This is a genomic window from Cellulomonas sp. ACRRI, assembly GCF_022346185.1.
GTDB lineage: Bacteria > Actinomycetota > Actinomycetes > Actinomycetales > Cellulomonadaceae > Cellulomonas.
Genome location: NZ_JAKRMS010000100.1, coordinates 1 through 16334, shown reverse-complemented (window position 1 = coordinate 16334; position 16334 = coordinate 1). Strand labels below are relative to the sequence as shown.

The following is a 16334-nucleotide window of genomic DNA, read 5'->3' as shown; positions in this document are numbered from 1 at the left end:
GGGAGGCCCGGCGCGGGGACGGCACCCGGGACCGCACCCGGGACGTCGTCAGGGGCGTCGGCGGTGACGCGCGCCGGGACGGGCGCGGCGTCGGCGGCGGGGGCGGCGCCGGGGGCGACCCCGGCGGGCCGCGGCCGGCGCCCCCGGTGCAGCCCCGCGGCGCGCGCCAGCAGCTCGGCGCGCAGCTGCTCGGCCTCCGCCTCGCGCAGGAACGCGAGCGACACCGCGGAGCCGGCGCCGCCGGCGACCTCGAGCCGGAGCTCGGACAGGCCGATGATGCGCGCGAGCAGCGGCTGCACCACGTCGACGGCCTGCAGCCGGTCGAGCCGGGCCTGCCGCTGCTGCCGGAACACGACGCCGGAGCGCAGGTGCACGGCCTCGTCGGTCACCGCGAACCGGGTCATCCGCCAGGCGATCGCGGAGTAGCCGAACCCGACCAGGGCGACCAGCACGACCACGCCCGCGATCACGAGCCACGCCCGCCCGCCGAGCCACTCGGCGAGCTGCCGCACGTCGTCAGCGGCGTTCCACGCGATGATCGCGAGCACGGCGGCGAGCACCTTCCAGCCCTTCACCGCGGGGGTGACGGGGTGCATCCGGCGCCAGGCGAGGTCGTCGGCGGGCGGCTCCGGCGCGGGTGCGGGGGTCGCGGGGAGGGGGCGGTCCGGCGTCACAGCCCCGCCAGCCGGGCCTCGCCCCGGGACGCCAGCTGGTCGCGCAGCCGCGCCGCCTCGGCGGTGGGCAGACCGTCGATCGAGGCGTCCGTTCCCGGCGAGGCGGTGTGCAGCTGCACGGACGCGATGCCGAGCCTGCGGGCCAGCGGCCCGGCCGTCACGTCGACGTACTGCATGCGGCCGTAGGGCACGACGACCATCGAGCGGAACAGGATGCCCCGGCGCAGCAGCAGGTCGTCGGCCCGCTCGGCGTAGCCCATGGCCCGGACCTGGCGCGGCACCAGCCACCCGACCCACGCGACGAGGACCGCGACCAGGGCGGCCGACGCCCAGACCCAGACCGAGCCGGTGACCGCCGCGACGACGACCAGCGCGACCAGCGGGAGGCCCAGCCAGGCCAGCGCGACCACCAGCCGGGCGGAGGCCAGGCGCGGGGACACCGGGGTCCAGTCGACGCCGGCGGGCTCGAACGGCTCGCTCTCGCGCACGGGCGCGGCGCCGGGCGCGGGGACCGGCGGCGGCGCGACGTCGGGCTGCGGGCGGCTGGCACCCTCGGGCGTGCTCATGCGCACCATCCTCGCATCGTGCGGCGCCGCGGCGCCCGGGACCTGCTCCGGTCCCCCGGACGCGCGCGGCTCAGCCCGCGGCCGTGTCCGGCGACGTGCCCGGCGCCTGCTCCGGGTCCTCCGGCGGCGGGATCCGGCAGATCCACTCCACCACGAGCCCGGCGGCGGTCAGCAGCAGCGCGCCGAGCACCGCGAGCCCCGCGGACAGCGCACGGTCGCGCTGGGCCTCGATCCCGAGGTCGCCGAGCACGTCGAGCACCTGCGCCGCGTACCAGCCGGTCAGCAGCGCGCCGGTGTAGCAGGACGCCTTCGCGAGCACGGCGGTCCGCGCCGCGCGCATCGGGTCGAGCGTCGGGTGCTTGCCGCGCAGGTACTGCCGGACCGTCCAGCCCATCGCCAGGACGACCGCGGCGATCAGCACGAGCACCCCGACCATCAGCCAGGGCACCTGCGGCAGCACCACGCCCCGGCTGCCGAGCGCGCGGACCACGAGCCAGCCGACCGCCGCCGCCAGGACGGCGATCAGCACGAGCGTGCGGAGGCGGGTGCGCTGCATCAGGGGTCCTGCCGGCCCGGCGCGGGGCCGCCGAGGGGGTCTGCCCACTCGACGGGACCACCGCCGAGCGGGTCGGCCGGGGCACCCGGGTCACCGCCGCCGAACGGCTCCGGGACGCCGTCCCCGCCGGGGGCGGACGCCGCGCCGGGGTCCGGCTGGGCGGCGGGCACGGGGGCGGTCAGCCAGTCGAGCGCGAGCCACCGCACGCCGTCGCGGTCGGGCGCGGTCGCGGCCAGCTGCGCGACGGGCCCCCCGCCGAGGCCGTGCAGCACGGCGTCGGGCTGCACCTGCGCCCACGGCTGGAGGACGAACGCGCGCTCGTGGGCGCGCGGGTGCGGCAGCTCCAGGTCGTCGGTCACGGCCGAGACGTCCCCGTACACGATGATGTCGACGTCCAGGGTGCGCGGGCCCCAGTGCACGAGCCGCTCGCGCCCGTGCCGCCGCTCGACCTCGGACGTGGCGCGCAGCAGGTCGCGCGGGGACAGCGTGGTGCGGGCGATCAGCACCGCGTTGAGGAAGTCGGGCTGCTCCGGCCCGCCGACGGGCGCGGTGCGCGCGAGGGCCGAGACGTCCAGCACCTCCAGGCCCGGCACGGCGGCCAGGTCGGCGACGGCGTCCCGCAGCGTGTCCTGCGCCGCGCCCAGGTTCGAGCCGATGGCGAGCACGACCTCGACCGGGGCGTCCGGCGCCGCGTCGAGCGCGTCCTGGACGAGCTCCGCGTCGACCACCTCGTCCTCGGCGCCCTCCGCGAGGGCGGCGGGGGCCGCGGGCGGGGCCTCGAGCACGGGCTCGACCGGCGGGAGGACCGGCGGCAGCCCGGGCGGGAGCACCGGGTCGGCGTCCGCGGCGGCCGGCCCGTCCGCCGCCGGCGGCCCCGCGCCCTCCGGCAGCCACCGCGGGGCGTCGTCCGGCACCGGCTCCGCCGCCGGCAGCCAGGTCCGGTCCCGGCGCACCTCCACCACCACGTCGCCGAACGGCACGGTGATCGGCGCCTGCGGCTTGTGGACCGCGACGTCGACGCACTGCACCTGGGGGTGCGCGAGCACGGTGGCGGCGATCCGCTCGGCCACCGTCTCGACCAGGTCGGCGGGCTCGCCCGCGAGGACCGTCACCACCTGCTCGGCGAGCACGCCGTAGTTGAGCGTGTGCCGCAGGTCGTCGGTCGCGGCCGCGCGCCGGGTGTCGAGGTGCGCGACCACGTCGGCGACGAACGTCTGCCCCTCGCGGCGCTCGTGCTCGAACACCCCGTGGTAGCCGGTCGCCGTGACGCCGGTCAGCCGGATCCGGTCCAGCCGGTGGCCGTCGCGTCCGGGCACGTCCGCCTCGTCGCTCATCCCTCGTCCTCCCCGGACGGCGCCGCCGCCCTCCACCGGGCCGCGACGCGCACCGCGTCGGCGGTTCCTCGTGCCTCGTGCACCCGCACGCACCACGCCCCCGCCGCCGCGGCGAGCGCCGACACCGCCGCGGTCGCGGCGTCCCGCTGCTCGGGCGCGGCCGGCACGCCGTCCTCGCCCGCCAGCAGGTGGCCGAGGAACCGCTTGCGCGACGCCCCCACCAGCACCGGGAACCCGTCGGCGACGAGCTCGGGCAGCCGCGCGAGCAGCGGCCAGTTCGCGGAGCCGGGCTTGGCGAACCCGAGCCCCGGGTCGAGCACGACCTGGTGGTCCGCGACCCCGGCGGCGCGCAGCTCGGCGACCCGGTCGGCGAGCTCCCGGCGCACGTCGGTCACGACGTCGTCGTACCGGGCCAGGGAGTCCATCACGTCCGCGTGCCCGCGCCAGTGCATCGCCACGTAGACGACGCCGGTGCGCGCGACGACCTCGCGGATCGCCGGCTCGGCCAGCCCCCCGGACACGTCGTTGACCACCACGGCCCCCGCCGCGACGGCCGCCTCGGCCACCTCGGCGCGCGTGGTGTCCACGCTGACCGGCGCCCCGCGGGACACCAGCTCCCGGATCACCGGCAGCACCCGGTCCAGCTCCTCGGCCACCGGCACCCGGGCGGCGCCGGGGCGGGTCGACTCGCCGCCGACGTCCAGCAGGTCCGCCCCGTCCGCGAGCAGCGCCAGCCCGTGCGCCACCGCGGCGTCGGGCGCGAACCACCGGCCGCCGTCCGAGAACGAGTCCGGCGTCACGTTCACCACCCCCATGACCAGGGTCCGGCCCGCCCGACCGGCATCGGTCAGCGCGGTCGGGAGCGGCGAGGGGGTGCGCACGCAGTCAGCCTAGGCGGTCGGCGGGGGCCCGCGGGAACCGGGTCCGCGCCCCTCAGCGGGCCGTGACGAGGCTCATCGCCTCGGCGCGGGTGGCCGGGTCGCGCATCTGCCCGCGCACGGCGGACGTGACGGTGCGGGAGCCGGGCTTGCGGACGCCGCGCATCGACATGCACAGGTGCTCGCACTCCACGACGACCAGCACGCCCCGGGGCTCCAGGACCTCGACCAGCGCGTCGGCGATCTCGCCGGTCATCCGCTCCTGCACCTGCGGCCGGCGCGCGTAGACGTCGACCAGCCGCGCGAGCTTGCTCAGGCCGGTGACCTTCCCGGAGGCGCCGGGGATGTAGCCGATGTGCGCGACGCCGTGGAACGGGACCAGGTGGTGCTCGCACGTCGAGTACACCTCGATGTCCCGGACCAGCACCATCTCCTCGTGGCCGATGTCGAAGGTCGCGCTCAGCACGTCCCGCGGGTCCTGGCGCAGCCCGGCGAAGATCTCCTGGTACGCCCGCGCCACGCGGGCCGGCGTGTCCCGGAGCCCCTCGCGCTCGGGGTCCTCCCCCACCGCGAGCAGCAGCTCGCGGATCGCCGCCTCCGCCCGGGCGGCGTCGTACGGCGGGACCTCGCGGCGCCTGCCGCGGCCGTCGGCCGCCACGCTCAGGCGTCCGGCGTCTGGTTCGGCGGCACCTCGACCACGACGGCGGCGGGGTGCTCGTCCCGGGCCGCGGCGGCCTCGTCCTGCGGGACGACGGACCCGTTCTGCTCGGCCTTCTCCTTCGCGGTCAGCACCGGCGGGCGGTCGGAGACCGAGCGCTGCTCGCTGGACAGCCACACCTCGCGCGGCGGGCGCTTGGTGATCGGCGCGAAGATCTCCGCGAGCTCGGCCTGGTTCAGCGTCTCCTTGTCCAGGAGCTCGAGCACCAGGTGGTCCAGCACGTCGCGGTACTCGACGAGGATCTCCCACGCCTCGGTGTGCGCGGCGTCCATGAGCTTGCGGACCTCGACGTCGACCGTGCCGGCGACCGTCTCGGAGTAGTCGCGCCCGTGACCCATGTCGCGGCCCATGAACGGCTCGCTGCCGTCGGACCCGAGCTTCACGGCGCCCACGCGCTCGCTCATGCCGTACTGCGTGACCATCTTGCGGGCCGTGGCGGTGGCCTTCTCGATGTCGTTGCTGGCGCCCGTCGTCGGGTCGTGGAACACCAGCTCCTCGGCGACCCGGCCGCCCATCGCGTACGCGAGCTGGTCGAGGAGCTCGTTGCGGGTGGTGGAGTACTTGTCCTCCGTGGGCATGACCATCGTGTAGCCCAGGGCCCGGCCGCGGGGCAGGATCGTCACCTTGGTCACCGGGTCGGTGTACCGCAGCGCCGCCGCCACCAGGGCGTGGCCGCCCTCGTGGTACGCGGTGATCTTCTGCTCCTTGACCTTCATCACCCGGGTGCGCTTCTGCGGGCCGGCGATGACGCGGTCGATCGCCTCGTCCAGCGCCCGGTTGTCGATGATCTGCGCGTTCGACCGGGCCGTGAGCAGCGCGGCCTCGTTCAGCACGTTCGCCAGGTCGGCGCCGGTGAAGCCGGGCGTCCGGCGGGCGACGGCCAGCAGGTCGACGTCGGTCGCCATCGGCTTGCCCTGCGCGTGCACCTGGAGGATCCGCTCGCGGCCCTTGAGGTCCGGCGCCTCGACCGAGACCTGCCGGTCGAACCGGCCCGGGCGCAGCAGCGCGGGGTCGAGGATGTCGGGGCGGTTGGTCGCCGCGATGAGGATGACGTTCGTCTTGACGTCGAAGCCGTCCATCTCGACCAGCATCTGGTTGAGGGTCTGCTCGCGCTCGTCGTGGCCGCCGCCCATGCCCGCGCCGCGGTGCCGGCCGACGGCGTCGATCTCGTCGATGAAGATGATCGCCGGGGCGTTCTGCTTGGCCTGGTCGAACAGGTCGCGCACGCGGCTCGCGCCGACGCCGACGAACATCTCCACGAAGTCGGAGCCGGAGATGGAGTAGAACGGCACGCCCGCCTCGCCCGCCACGGCGCGCGCCAGCAGGGTCTTGCCGGTCCCGGGCGGGCCGTACAGCAGCACGCCCTTGGGGATCTTGGCGCCGACGGCCTGGAACTTCTCCGAGTCGGAGAGGAACTCCTTGATCTCGTGCAGCTCCTCGACGGCCTCGTCCACGCCGGCGACGTCGGCGAACGTGACCTGCGGGGTCTCCTTGGTGACGAGCTTGGCCTTCGACTTGCCGAAGGACATCACCCGCGACCCGCCGCCCTGCATGGAGGACATGAGGAACCAGAACAGGCCCAGGATGATGACGAACGGCAGCACCAGCGTCAGGAGGCTGCCCCACCACGACTGCTGCGGGACGTCGGAGGTGTACCCGCCGGACGGGTCGGCGTCGGCGATGGCCTCCACCACGGTCGGCCCCTGCGGCACGACGTAGTAGAACTGGACGTTCTTGCCGAGGTTGTCCCCGTCCTTGACGAAGTCGTCGGACAGCGTGAGGTCGACCCGCTGCGAGCCCTCGGTGACCAGGGCCTGCTCGACCTTCCCGTCCTTCAGCAGCTCGAGGCCGTCCGAGGTGTCGATGCGCTGGACGCCGGAGGACATGAAGGCGCTCGCCGCGATCCACAGGATCACGACGGCCACGATGATCCACAGGACGGGTCCGCGGGTGAGGCGCTTGAGTGTCATGGGCAGACGGGGGCAGGCCCCCTCGTCCCTCCGGTCGCAGGGGTGGAGTCTTCAGAAGTTACACGCCGAACCTGGCCGCACGGCCCGTGTTCGCCCAGGGCTGGACCGCCCCTGCGCGACGGCCGCGGTCAGGACGAGTAGACGTGCGGCGCCAGGGTGCCGACGAACGGCAGGTTGCGGTACTTCTCCGCGTAGTCCAGGCCGTAGCCGACGACGAACTCGTTCGGGATGTCGAACCCGACGTAGCGCACGTCGACCTCGACCTTGGCGGCCTCGGGCTTGCGCAGCATCGTGGCGATCTCGACCGACGCCGGGCCGCGGCTCCGCAGGTTCGCGAGCAGCCAGGACAGGGTGAGGCCGGAGTCGATGATGTCCTCGACGATCAGCACGTGCCGGCCGGTGAGGTCCGCGTCCAGGTCCTTGAGGATCCGCACAACGCCCGAGGACTTGGTGCCGGAGCCGTAGGACGACACCGCCATCCAGTCCATCGCGAGCGGGGTGCTGATCCGGCGGGCCAGGTCGGCCATCACCATGACGGCGCCCTTGAGCACGCCGACGAGCAGGATCTCCCGCCCGGCGTAGTCCGCGTCGATCTGCGCGGCGATCTCGTCCAGGCGGGTGCCGAGCTGCTCCTCGGTGAGGAGCACGCGCTCCAGGTCCGCGCCCATGTCGTCCACGTTCACCGCTGCGGGTCTCCCTCGTCGTCCGGCTCGACGGCCCGGCGTGCCCCCGGGCCCGCGCGCACGACGTCGCCCGGGTCGGTCGACGGGGATGCTGCGCGCAGCGCAAGCCTGCCACACGCGCGGGACGCCGCCACGCGCCCCGGCAGGTGCACGGGACCCTGCCCGCGCCAGTCGGTGACGAGCGCGGCGACGGCGGCGACGTGCGCCCGGGTGACGGACCCCGCGGGGGCGCCCGCGCGGACGGCGGCGGCCCGCAGGGCGCGGTGCCGCAGCGCGGCGGGCGCGGCCGCGAGGACGCCGGTGTCGAGCAGGACGACGGGGCCGGGGGCGGCGTCGGCGGCGGCGCCCACCGGGTCGCGGGCGTCGGCCGGCCCGGTGGGCGCCGGGGCCCGCGCGGCGGCCACCGCGCGGGCGAGCAGGTCGGCCGCCAGGGCGTCGAGGGCGTCCGCGTCCTCCCGCAGCAGGTCCGCCGACCGGGCCAACGCCGCCGCGACGCCCGGGCCGAGCTCCTCCTCCAGCACCGGCAGCACCCGCGCGCGCACCCGGGACCGGGCCGGCGCGCCCGCGTCGCCGACGGCCGGCGTGTTGGTCGGGTCGTGCCACGGGTCGAGACCGAGGGCGGCGCACGCGGCGACCGTCTCGGCGCGCGACAGCCCGAGCAGCGGCCGGCGCAGCACCCCCCGGACCGCGGGCATCCCGGCGAGCGACCGCGCCCCGGAGCCGCGGGCGAGGCCGAGCAGCACGCCCTCGGCCTGGTCGTCCCGGGTGTGCCCGAGCAGCACCGCCGCGGCACCGTGCCGGACGGCGGCGGCGTCGAGGGCGGCGTACCGGGCGTCCCGCGCCGCGGCCTCGGGCCCGCCGGGCCCGGTCGCGTCGACGGCCACCACCTCGACCGGGTCCAGGCCGAGCGCCCGGCAGTCCCGGGCCGCCCGCCCGGCGACGTCGGCGCTGCCGGGCTGCAGGCCGTGGTCGACGACGACCGCCCCGACCCGCGGTCCCGGCGCCCCCCGGCGGGCCCGGGACGCCGCCACGAACGCCGCGCCGGCCGCGAGCGCCAGCGAGTCCGGGCCGCCCGAGCACGCGACGAGCACCCGCGCCCCGTCGGGCAGGTCCGCGAGCGCCGCCGCCACGGCCCCGCGGACGGCGGCGACCGCCGGGTGCGGACCGGCCACGTCAGCCGTGCACCCGGCGCACCCAGGCGGCCGGGTCCGCGATCTCGGCCGCGGACGGCAGCGCGGCGGCGCCGGTCCACACCGCGTTCAGCCCGTCGGTGCCGACCCGGCGGCGGACGGCCCGCACGAACGCCGCGCCCTCGCGGTACTGGGCGAGCTTCACGTCCATCCCGAGCACCGCCCGCAGCGCCGTGCGCATCCCGCCGGTGCCCGCGGCGCCGTCCCGGCGGGCCTCGAACCGCCGGCGGATGCGGCGCACCGAGGGCACGACGGACCGGCCCACGGCGTCCATCGTCACGTCGGCGTGGCCCTCGAGGAGCGCCATCGCCGCGCCGACCTCGTCGAGCAGCACGCGCTGCCGGGGGTCGAGCAGGTCGAGCAGCGACCGGGGGCGTCGACCGTCGGCGTCCCGCGAGGCGGGGGCCGACGCGGCCGCGCCCGCCTCCCGGGTCGACCACCACGGCCGCGCCCCGTCGTCCGCCAGCAGCGTGCGCAGCCGGTCGGTCAGGTGCCCGACCAGCCACGGCGCGGCCGCGAACTGCTGGGCGTGCGTCTGCTCGTGCAGCGTCACCCACAGCCGGAAGTCGGCGGGGTCGACGCCGAGCGACCGCTCGACCGCGAGCACGTTCGGCGCGACGAGCAGCAGCGTCCCGCGCCCGCCCCACGGGTCGTACTGCCCCAGCACCGCGCCGGACAGCAGGCCGAGCACGGCGGCGACCTGGCCGGCCCCGGCGGTGCCGCGCAGCCCGCGGGCCGCGGGCACCCCGACGCGGTCGGTCAGCGCCGCCAGGGAGCGGACGTTGGCCCGGGCCCAGGACGCGCGGTCGACGACCCGCACCTCGTGCGCGGGGCCGCCGGGGTCGGCGGGGGTCAGGGCGGTGATCCGCGCCACGTGCTCGGCGGCGACCGGCGCGGCGGCGCGCAGGTCCGCCACGACCGCCTGGCGCTCGGCGCGCGTGGCGGCGGGCCCGGACCGCACCGCGCGGGCGGCGAGCCGGGCGGCCAGGTCCCAGTCGACGGCCGGCTGCACCCGCCCACCGTAACCACGCGGGGCCGCGCGGGTCGCCCGCGCGGGGTCAGCCCCGGCAGCCGCAGCCCGCGAGCGCCGAGACGAACCCGTCCAGCGCCTGCCGCGGCTGGTACTGCCCCACCGCGCCGGTCTGGTCCGCCATGAGCACGAACAGCAGCAGCCGGCCGTCGGCGTCCAGCACCGACCCGGCGAGCGAGGTGACGCTGGTCAGGCTGCCGGTCTTCGCGCGCACCAGCCCGGTCGCGTCGCCCGACCGGAACCGGTCGGCCAGCGTCCCGGTCAGCCCGCCGATCGGCATGCCGTTGCTCACCTCGCGCAGCTCCGGGTGCGCGGGGTCGACGACCAGCTGCAGGAGGTCGAGCAGCATCCGGGGCGGCAGCGCCGACCCGTCGGCCAGGCCCGAGGCGTCGGCCAGCGTGGCGCCCGCGGTGTCGACCCCGAGGGTCTGCGCGGTGCGGAGCACCGCCTGGGTGGCTCCCTCGAAGCTGCCGGGCAGGTCCAGGTCCAGCGCGACCATCCGCGCGACGACCTCGGTGATCGTGTTGTCCGAGGTGTCGAGGAAGTACTGCGCGACCTCGGGGACCGGCGCGGAGGACACGACGCCGAGCACGTCGCCGGTCGCCGGCGCGGACACCCGGGCCGGGCCGCCGGTCACGGTGATGCCGGCCTCGGTGAGCCGGGCGGCGAACTCGGTCGCGGCGTGCAGGGCGGGGTCGGCGCGACGGGGCGGGTACTCGCCGGCGGAGATCTTCGCGATGTCGACGGCCAGCGGGGCGACCGGGGCGACGTACCCGGCGGCCAGGTCGGCGGGGTCCCAGCCGGGCGCGGTCGCGGGCCCGGTGAACAGCGTGTCGTCGAGGCCGAGGGTCACGGTGTCCCGGCCGGCGAGGCGCAGCTGCACCGCCACCTGCGCCGCGAGGTCGGCGAGGCCGGCGCGGCCGTTCACCGCGTCCGGGTCGCCCGCGCCGGCGGCCAGCATCATGTCGCCGCCGCCCACCAGGACGACCTGGTCCCCGGCGCCCTGGCGCACGGTGGTGTCGAAGGTCCGGTCGGCCCCGAGCCGGGTCAGCGCCGCGACGCCGGTGACGAGCTTCGCGGTCGACGCGGGCGTGCGCGCGGCGTCGGACGCGTGCTCGCCCAGCACCTCCCCGGTGAGCGCGTCGGCCACCACCGCCCCGACGCTCGGGCCCAGCCGCGGGTCGACCGCCAGGCCGTCCACCAGGGCCTGCACACGGGCCGCGTCCGGCACCGGGACCGCGGGGTCCAGGTCGGCCAGCACCGCGGCCCCGGAGCCGGAGGCGGTCGCGCCGGGCACCTGCGGGAACGGTGCCGCCGGCGCGGCCTCGGGCGCCAGCGTGACCAGCCCGGGGACGACGTCGTAGGCGTCCGCGGTGACGTAGGCCCCGCCCGCGAGCACCAGCACGAGCGCCGACACGCCCACCGTCCTGCCCGCGCCCGCCACCGGACCACCCGTTCCCGTCGACATCAGCGGCCCGGGCCACCGCCGAGCCGTCCGTGCGTCACACTAGGGGCTCGAAGGCGACGGGCCACCACCTGGCACGCCGCCGTGATCAGCTGCGCGCCGCAGCGCCACGGTCGCCCGCGGCGGAGACGAAGGAGCAGGTGTGGAGTTCGACGTCACGATCGAGATCCCCAAGGGCCAGCGGAACAAGTACGAGGTCGACCATGCGACCGGACGGATCCGCCTGGACCGCATGCTGTTCACCTCGACCCGGTACCCGGACGACTACGGGTTCATCGACGGCACCCTGGGCGAGGACGGCGACCCGCTGGACGCGCTCGTGCTGCTCGAGGAGCCGACGTTCCCCGGCTGCCTGATCCGCTGCCGCGCGCTGGGCATGTTCCGCATGCGTGACGAGGCCGGCGGCGACGACAAGGTGCTCTGCGTGCCGACGGGCGACCAGCGCGCCGCGTGGCGCCAGGACATCGACGACGTCTCGGACTTCCACCGCCTCGAGATCCAGCACTTCTTCGAGGTCTACAAGGACCTGGAGCCCGGCAAGTCGGTCGAGGGGGCGCACTGGGTCGGCCGCGCCGAGGCCGAGGCCGAGATCGAGCGCTCCCGGCAGCGCGCGATCGACGCGGGGTACGACCAGCACTGAGCACGGGCGGCCCGTCCCCCGGGCGGCCGAGCACGACGAAGGGCCCCGGCGCGCAGCACGCGCGCCGGGGCCCTTCGTCGTCGCCCGGGGGCGGCGCCGGCTCAGCCGACGCGGCCCGCGTAGGCCATGGAGTTCGAGTACCGCATCGCGGCGATCCGCACCGGCTTGCCCTCGCTCGGGGCCTCGAGGATCTGGCCGTTCCCGATGTAGAGCGCCACGTGGTAGACGCTGCTCGCGTCGTTCTTGTTGGTGCCCCAGAACACCAGGTCACCCGGCTGCAGGTCGCTGTACGCGATCTTGGTGACCTGGCGGTACTGGTCGCGGGAGGTGCGGTTCAGGCTCACGCCGGCGGCCTTCCACGCGCCCTGCGTCAGGCCCGAGCAGTCGTAGCCGTTGGGTCCCGTGCCGCCCCAGACGTACGGCAGCCCGAGCTTGGTCCGGGCCCAGGCGATCGCGGTCTCCGCCTTGCTCGCGGACACCGGCGGCGGGGTCGTGACCGGGGGCGGCGTGACGGGCGGGGTGGTCACGGGCGGGGTCGTGACGGGCGGCGGCGTGCTCGGCGTCGACGGGGTGCTGGGGGTCGAGGGCGTGCTCGGCGTCGAGGGCGTCGACGGCGACGTCGTCCCGCCGCCGGCCGCCGGCGCGGTGCTGCCGCCGCCCGCCGCGGGCGTGCTCACCGCGGGGGTGGCGGTGCGCTCGGCCTGGGCGGCGGCCTCGGCGCGCTGGCGGCGCTCGGCGTCGATCTGGTCCTGGCGGGCCTGCTCGACCTCGGCGCTGGTGCTCCGCGCGACCGCGAGCTGCTGGATCAGCCCCGCGCGCTCCGTCTGCGCGGCGGCGACCGCCGCGTCGGCGTCCGCCTGCGTCTGCTGCGCCGCGGCCAGGGCGTCCTCGGCCCCGGCGGCCGCGGCGGTCCGCGCGGCGGCGGCCTCGTCGGCCTTGCCCTTGAGCGTGGTGGCGACCTGCTCGGCGGCGAGGTAGCCCTGCACCGCCTGGTCGGCCTTCGAGCTGACGTGCGACAGCCCCTCGCTGCGCTGGACGACCTCCTCGAAGCCGTCGGCGGAGAGCAGCGCCTGCAGGGTGTCCATCGAGCCGCCGGAGCGGGCCGCCTCGCGGGCGATGGCGACCAGCGTCGCCCGCGCCGAGGTGAACTGCTCCTGCGCCTCCTCGTAGTGCGTGGCCGCGTCGGCGGCCGCCTGCTGCGCGGCGGCCAGGTCGGCCTGGGCCTGCGCGTACGCCTCGCCCGCCTGCTGCACCGCGACCTGGCTGGTCTCGGCCTGCGTGCTGAGCTCCGCGAGCCGGACCTCGATGCCGGCGACGGCCGAGGACGCGGAGGACACCGCCTGCCGCGCGTCCCGCACGTCCTGGTCGCTGACGTCGGGGTCGGCCAGCGCCACCCCGCCGGCGGGCAGCAGGAGCACCGCCGCCGTGATCGCCGCGGCTGCCCCGCGCGCCGCGCGCGCTCGTCCCGTGGTCCGCACCCGTCTGCCTCTCGTCGCCTGTCCGCCGCCCCCCGCGCACGTCGTGCGCGGCCGGGGCGGGCGGAAGTCCCGCGCCCCGCGAAGGACGCTACCGGGGAAAATCACAGAAGTGAACACGAGTCACACCGTTCACACGAGTCACATCGGCGTGGTTCGGGACGAACCGGACAGCGGGGGGCGCGAATCACCCGCACGGACCACGCGCACGGCCACCGACGTGCCGTTCCGACCGCCGCGCACGCCGGACGTGGACAGCGCATCTCACCCAGCGAGACAGCTGTTCCACCTCCTGGTGACCGCTCCGTACTGTGGGCCGCATGTCCCGCCGAATGTGTCGCTGACCAGCGCACGCTCGGCTGTGCCCGCAGGCCCCCCCGGGGCACGCGGCCCCGGCGCCCCCGCAGACCGCGACACCGACCGTCGCCCGGGGCGCCGCACACCGGCACCGGCCGCCCGGGACCCCTCCTGGCACGACGCGCGTGCGCACCGCCCACCACCCGCCCGCACCGCCAGCCCCAGCACCGCCAGGAGAACCCGATGAGCCAGTCGCAGTGGTCCTTCGAGACCCGCCAGATCCACGCCGGCCAGACGCCCGACAGCGCCACCGGCGCCCGCGCGCTGCCGATCTACCAGACCACGTCCTACGTGTTCCCCGACGCCGGCGTCGCCGCCGACCGGTTCGCGCTCAAGGACCTCGGCCCGATCTACACCCGGATCGGCAACCCCACGGTCCAGGCCGTGGAGGACCGGATCGCCTCGCTCGAGGGCGGCGTCGGCGCGCTGCTGCTGGCCTCCGGCCAGGCCGCGGAGACCTACGCGATCCTCAACATCGCCGAGGCCGGCAGCCACGTGGTCGCGAGCCCCAGCCTGTACGGCGGCACGTACAACCTGCTGCACCACACGCTCCCCCGGTTCGGCATCGAGACGACGTTCGTCACTGACCCGCACGACCCGCAGGCCTGGCGGGACGCCGTGCGCCCGAACACCAAGGCGTTCTTCGCGGAGACCGTGCCGAACCCGAAGCAGGACGTGCTGGACATCGAGACCGTCGCGGGGGTCGCGCACGAGGCGGGCGTGCCGCTGATCGTCGACAACACCGTGCCGACCCCGTACCTGATCCGGCCGCTGGAGTGGGGCGCGGACGTCGTCGTGCACTCGGCGACCAAGTACCTCGGCGGGCACGGCGCGGCCATCGGCGGCGTGATCGTCGACGGCGGCACGTTCGACTACGGCGCCGACCCCGAGCGCTACCCCTCGTTCACCACGCCCGACCCGTCCTACGACGGCCTGGTGTTCGCGCGGGACCTCGGGAAGGACGGGGCGTTCGGGGTCAACCTCTCCTACGTGCTGCGCGCGCGGGTGCAGCTGCTCCGCGACCTCGGCGCCGCGATCAGCCCGTTCAACGCCTTCCTCATCGCCCAGGGCCTCGAGACGCTCTCCCTGCGCGTCGAGCGGCACGTCGCGAACGCCCAGAGGGTCGCCGAGTGGCTGGAGGCCCGGGACGACGTGCTGTCGGTGACGTACGCGGGCCTGCCGTCGCACCCGCAGTACGAGCTCGGCCGCAAGTACGGCCCGAACGGCACCGGCGCGGTCCTGGCGTTCGAGGTCGAGGGCGGGGCCGCCGCGGGCCAGGCGTTCGTCTCGGCGCTGGAGCTGCACTCCAACGTCGCGAACATCGGCGACGTCCGCTCGCTGGTCATCCACCCGGCCTCGACCACGCACAGCCAGCTGACGCCCGAGGAGCAGGCGCTGTCCGGCGTCACGCCCGGGCTGGTCCGGCTCTCCGTGGGCCTGGAGGGGATCGAGGACATCCTCGCCGACCTCGACGCCGGCTTCCGCGCCGCCAAGGGGGCCTGACCGACCCCGTGCCCGCCACCCGATCCACCCCGACGGGCGCCGCGACCCCCGCGGCGCCCGTCGGCGCACCGACGTCAGGACGCCCCGTGCCCCACCGCACCACCCGCACCACCTCCGCCGCCGGCCCCGGCGACCGCAGCGGGCGGCCCGCACCCGGCACCCCGCCCCGCGCGTCGTCCGCCTGGCGCGAGGGCGACCCGGTCGGCCGGCGCCGGTTCGTCGACGTCGGCGCGCTCGACCTGGAGGCCGGCGGGCGGCTGCCCGACGTCCGGATGGCCTACGAGACCTGGGGCACCCTCGCGCCCGACGGCTCGAACGCGGTGCTCGTGCTGCACGCGCTCACCGGCGACTCGCACGTCACGGGGGACGCCGGCCCCGGCCACCCGACGCCCGGCTGGTGGTCGACGCTCGTCGGCCCGGGGGCCCCGATCGACACCGACCGCTGGTTCGTCGTGGCGCCCAACGTGCTCGGCGGCTGCCAGGGCAGCACCGGCCCGGCGAGCACCGCGCCCGACGGGCGGCCGTGGGGCAGCCGGTTCCCGCAGCTGACGGTCCGCGACCAGGTCGCCGCCGAGCTGCGGCTCGCCGACGCGCTGGGCATCGGGTCCTGGGCGCTCGTCGTGGGCGCGTCCATGGGCGGGCAGCGCGCGCTGGAGTGGGCGGTCACCGCGGCCGACCGGGTCCGGCGGCTCGCCGCGATCGCCACCAGCGCGCAGACCTCCGGCGACCAGATCGCGTCGTTCCACACCCAGCTCACCGCCCTGACGGCCGACCCGCGGTTCCGCGGCGGCGACTACTACGACGCCCCGGACGGCGAGGGCCCGCACGTCGGGCTCGGGCTCGCGCGGCAGATCGCGCACCAGACCTACCGCAGCGCCGCCGAGCTCGACGCCCGGTTCGGCCGCATCCCGCAGGGGGGCGAGGAGCCGCTCGACGGCGGGCGGTTCGCGGTGCAGTCCTACCTCGACCACCACGGGGACAAGCTCGCGCGCCGGTTCGACGCCAACACCTACGCCGTGCTCACCCGCTCGATGATCACCCACGACCTGGGCCGGGACCGCGGCGGCGTCGAGGCGGCGCTGGCGACGGTCACCGCGGACACGCTCGTGGTCGCGGTCGACTCGGACCGGCTGTTCCTGCCGGAGCAGTCCGCGCGGATCGCGGCCGGGATCCCCGGGGCCCGGCCGCTGCGCACCCTGCGCACGCCCTACGGCCACGACGGGTTCCTCATCGAGCACGAGCAGCTCGGGCCGCTGGTGCGCGAGCACCTCGCGGGCTGAGGCGGGGCGGGGGGC

The 16334-nt window shown here is 76.7% G+C and carries 15 protein-coding genes; 3 read left to right on the top strand and 12 right to left on the bottom strand.

What is annotated here, in order from left to right:
* From MHY85_RS15780 to dacB, 11 genes are all read right to left on the bottom strand, one after another.
* On the bottom strand, positions 1-596 hold a 596-nt coding region (locus MHY85_RS15780; protein WP_239197944.1), incomplete at its 3' end, for a PH domain-containing protein.
* A 74-nt stretch (positions 597-670) separates the two neighbouring features.
* The gene (locus MHY85_RS15775) at positions 671-1240 is read right to left on the bottom strand and encodes a PH domain-containing protein (RefSeq protein ID WP_239197942.1); all 570 of its coding nucleotides are present in this window, start codon (positions 1238-1240) and stop codon (positions 671-673) included.
* A 70-nt stretch (positions 1241-1310) separates the two neighbouring features.
* Complete coding sequence (locus MHY85_RS15770; RefSeq protein ID WP_239197940.1) at positions 1311-1796, bottom strand: DUF3180 domain-containing protein; 486 nt, start codon at positions 1794-1796, stop codon at positions 1311-1313.
* Entirely contained in the window at positions 1796-3130 is a 1335-nt protein-coding gene (gene folK / locus MHY85_RS15765) for a 2-amino-4-hydroxy-6-hydroxymethyldihydropteridine diphosphokinase (protein WP_239197938.1), read from the bottom strand. The genes MHY85_RS15770 and folK overlap by 1 nt, the downstream gene beginning before the upstream one ends.
* Positions 3127-3945 carry a dihydropteroate synthase gene (folP, locus tag MHY85_RS15760; RefSeq protein WP_239197946.1) on the bottom strand — a complete coding sequence of 273 codons (819 nt, stop codon included), beginning with the start codon at positions 3943-3945 and terminating at the stop codon, positions 3127-3129. The genes folK and folP overlap by 4 nt, the downstream gene beginning before the upstream one ends.
* Positions 3946-4063: 118 nt before the next feature.
* Positions 4064-4666 (bottom strand): GTP cyclohydrolase I FolE, encoded by a 603-nt coding sequence (gene folE, locus MHY85_RS15755; RefSeq protein WP_239197936.1) that lies wholly within the window; start codon positions 4664-4666, stop codon positions 4064-4066.
* Between the two features lie 2 nt (positions 4667-4668).
* The gene (gene ftsH, locus MHY85_RS15750; protein ID WP_239197934.1) at positions 4669-6696 is read right to left on the bottom strand and encodes an ATP-dependent zinc metalloprotease FtsH; all 2028 of its coding nucleotides are present in this window, start codon (positions 6694-6696) and stop codon (positions 4669-4671) included.
* A 128-nt stretch (positions 6697-6824) separates the two neighbouring features.
* The gene (hpt, locus tag MHY85_RS15745; RefSeq protein WP_154730732.1) at positions 6825-7379 is read right to left on the bottom strand and encodes a hypoxanthine phosphoribosyltransferase; all 555 of its coding nucleotides are present in this window, start codon (positions 7377-7379) and stop codon (positions 6825-6827) included.
* On the bottom strand, positions 7376-8551 hold the full coding sequence (tilS, locus tag MHY85_RS15740) for a tRNA lysidine(34) synthetase TilS (protein WP_239197932.1): 1176 nt from the start codon (positions 8549-8551) through the stop codon (positions 7376-7378). The genes hpt and tilS overlap by 4 nt, the downstream gene beginning before the upstream one ends.
* Before the next feature lies 1 nt (position 8552).
* Positions 8553-9581, bottom strand: coding sequence for a zinc-dependent metalloprotease (locus MHY85_RS15735; protein WP_239197930.1), 1029 nt, complete (start codon positions 9579-9581; stop codon positions 8553-8555).
* A 46-nt stretch (positions 9582-9627) separates the two neighbouring features.
* The gene (dacB, locus tag MHY85_RS15730; RefSeq protein WP_239197928.1) at positions 9628-11016 is read right to left on the bottom strand and encodes a D-alanyl-D-alanine carboxypeptidase/D-alanyl-D-alanine-endopeptidase; all 1389 of its coding nucleotides are present in this window, start codon (positions 11014-11016) and stop codon (positions 9628-9630) included.
* A 190-nt stretch (positions 11017-11206) separates the two neighbouring features.
* Here dacB and MHY85_RS15725 point away from each other — a divergent pair, with 190 nt between their 5' ends.
* Complete coding sequence (locus MHY85_RS15725) at positions 11207-11704, top strand: inorganic diphosphatase (protein WP_146835884.1); 498 nt, start codon at positions 11207-11209, stop codon at positions 11702-11704.
* A 101-nt stretch (positions 11705-11805) separates the two neighbouring features.
* On the opposite strand, the gene MHY85_RS15720 is transcribed toward MHY85_RS15725, so the two are convergent.
* Entirely contained in the window at positions 11806-13122 is a 1317-nt protein-coding gene (locus MHY85_RS15720) for a C40 family peptidase (RefSeq protein ID WP_239197926.1), read from the bottom strand.
* 525 nt (positions 13123-13647) lie between these two features.
* Between MHY85_RS15720 and MHY85_RS15715 the strand changes: the two genes are divergently transcribed.
* On the top strand, positions 13648-15039 hold the full coding sequence (locus MHY85_RS15715) for a bifunctional o-acetylhomoserine/o-acetylserine sulfhydrylase (RefSeq protein WP_255733479.1): 1392 nt from the start codon (positions 13648-13650) through the stop codon (positions 15037-15039).
* Positions 15040-15125: 86 nt separating this feature from the next.
* Positions 15126-16319, top strand: a complete 1194-nt coding sequence (locus MHY85_RS15710; RefSeq protein WP_239197922.1) for a homoserine O-acetyltransferase — start codon at positions 15126-15128, stop codon at positions 16317-16319.
* The last annotated feature ends 15 nt before the right edge of the window (positions 16320-16334 follow it).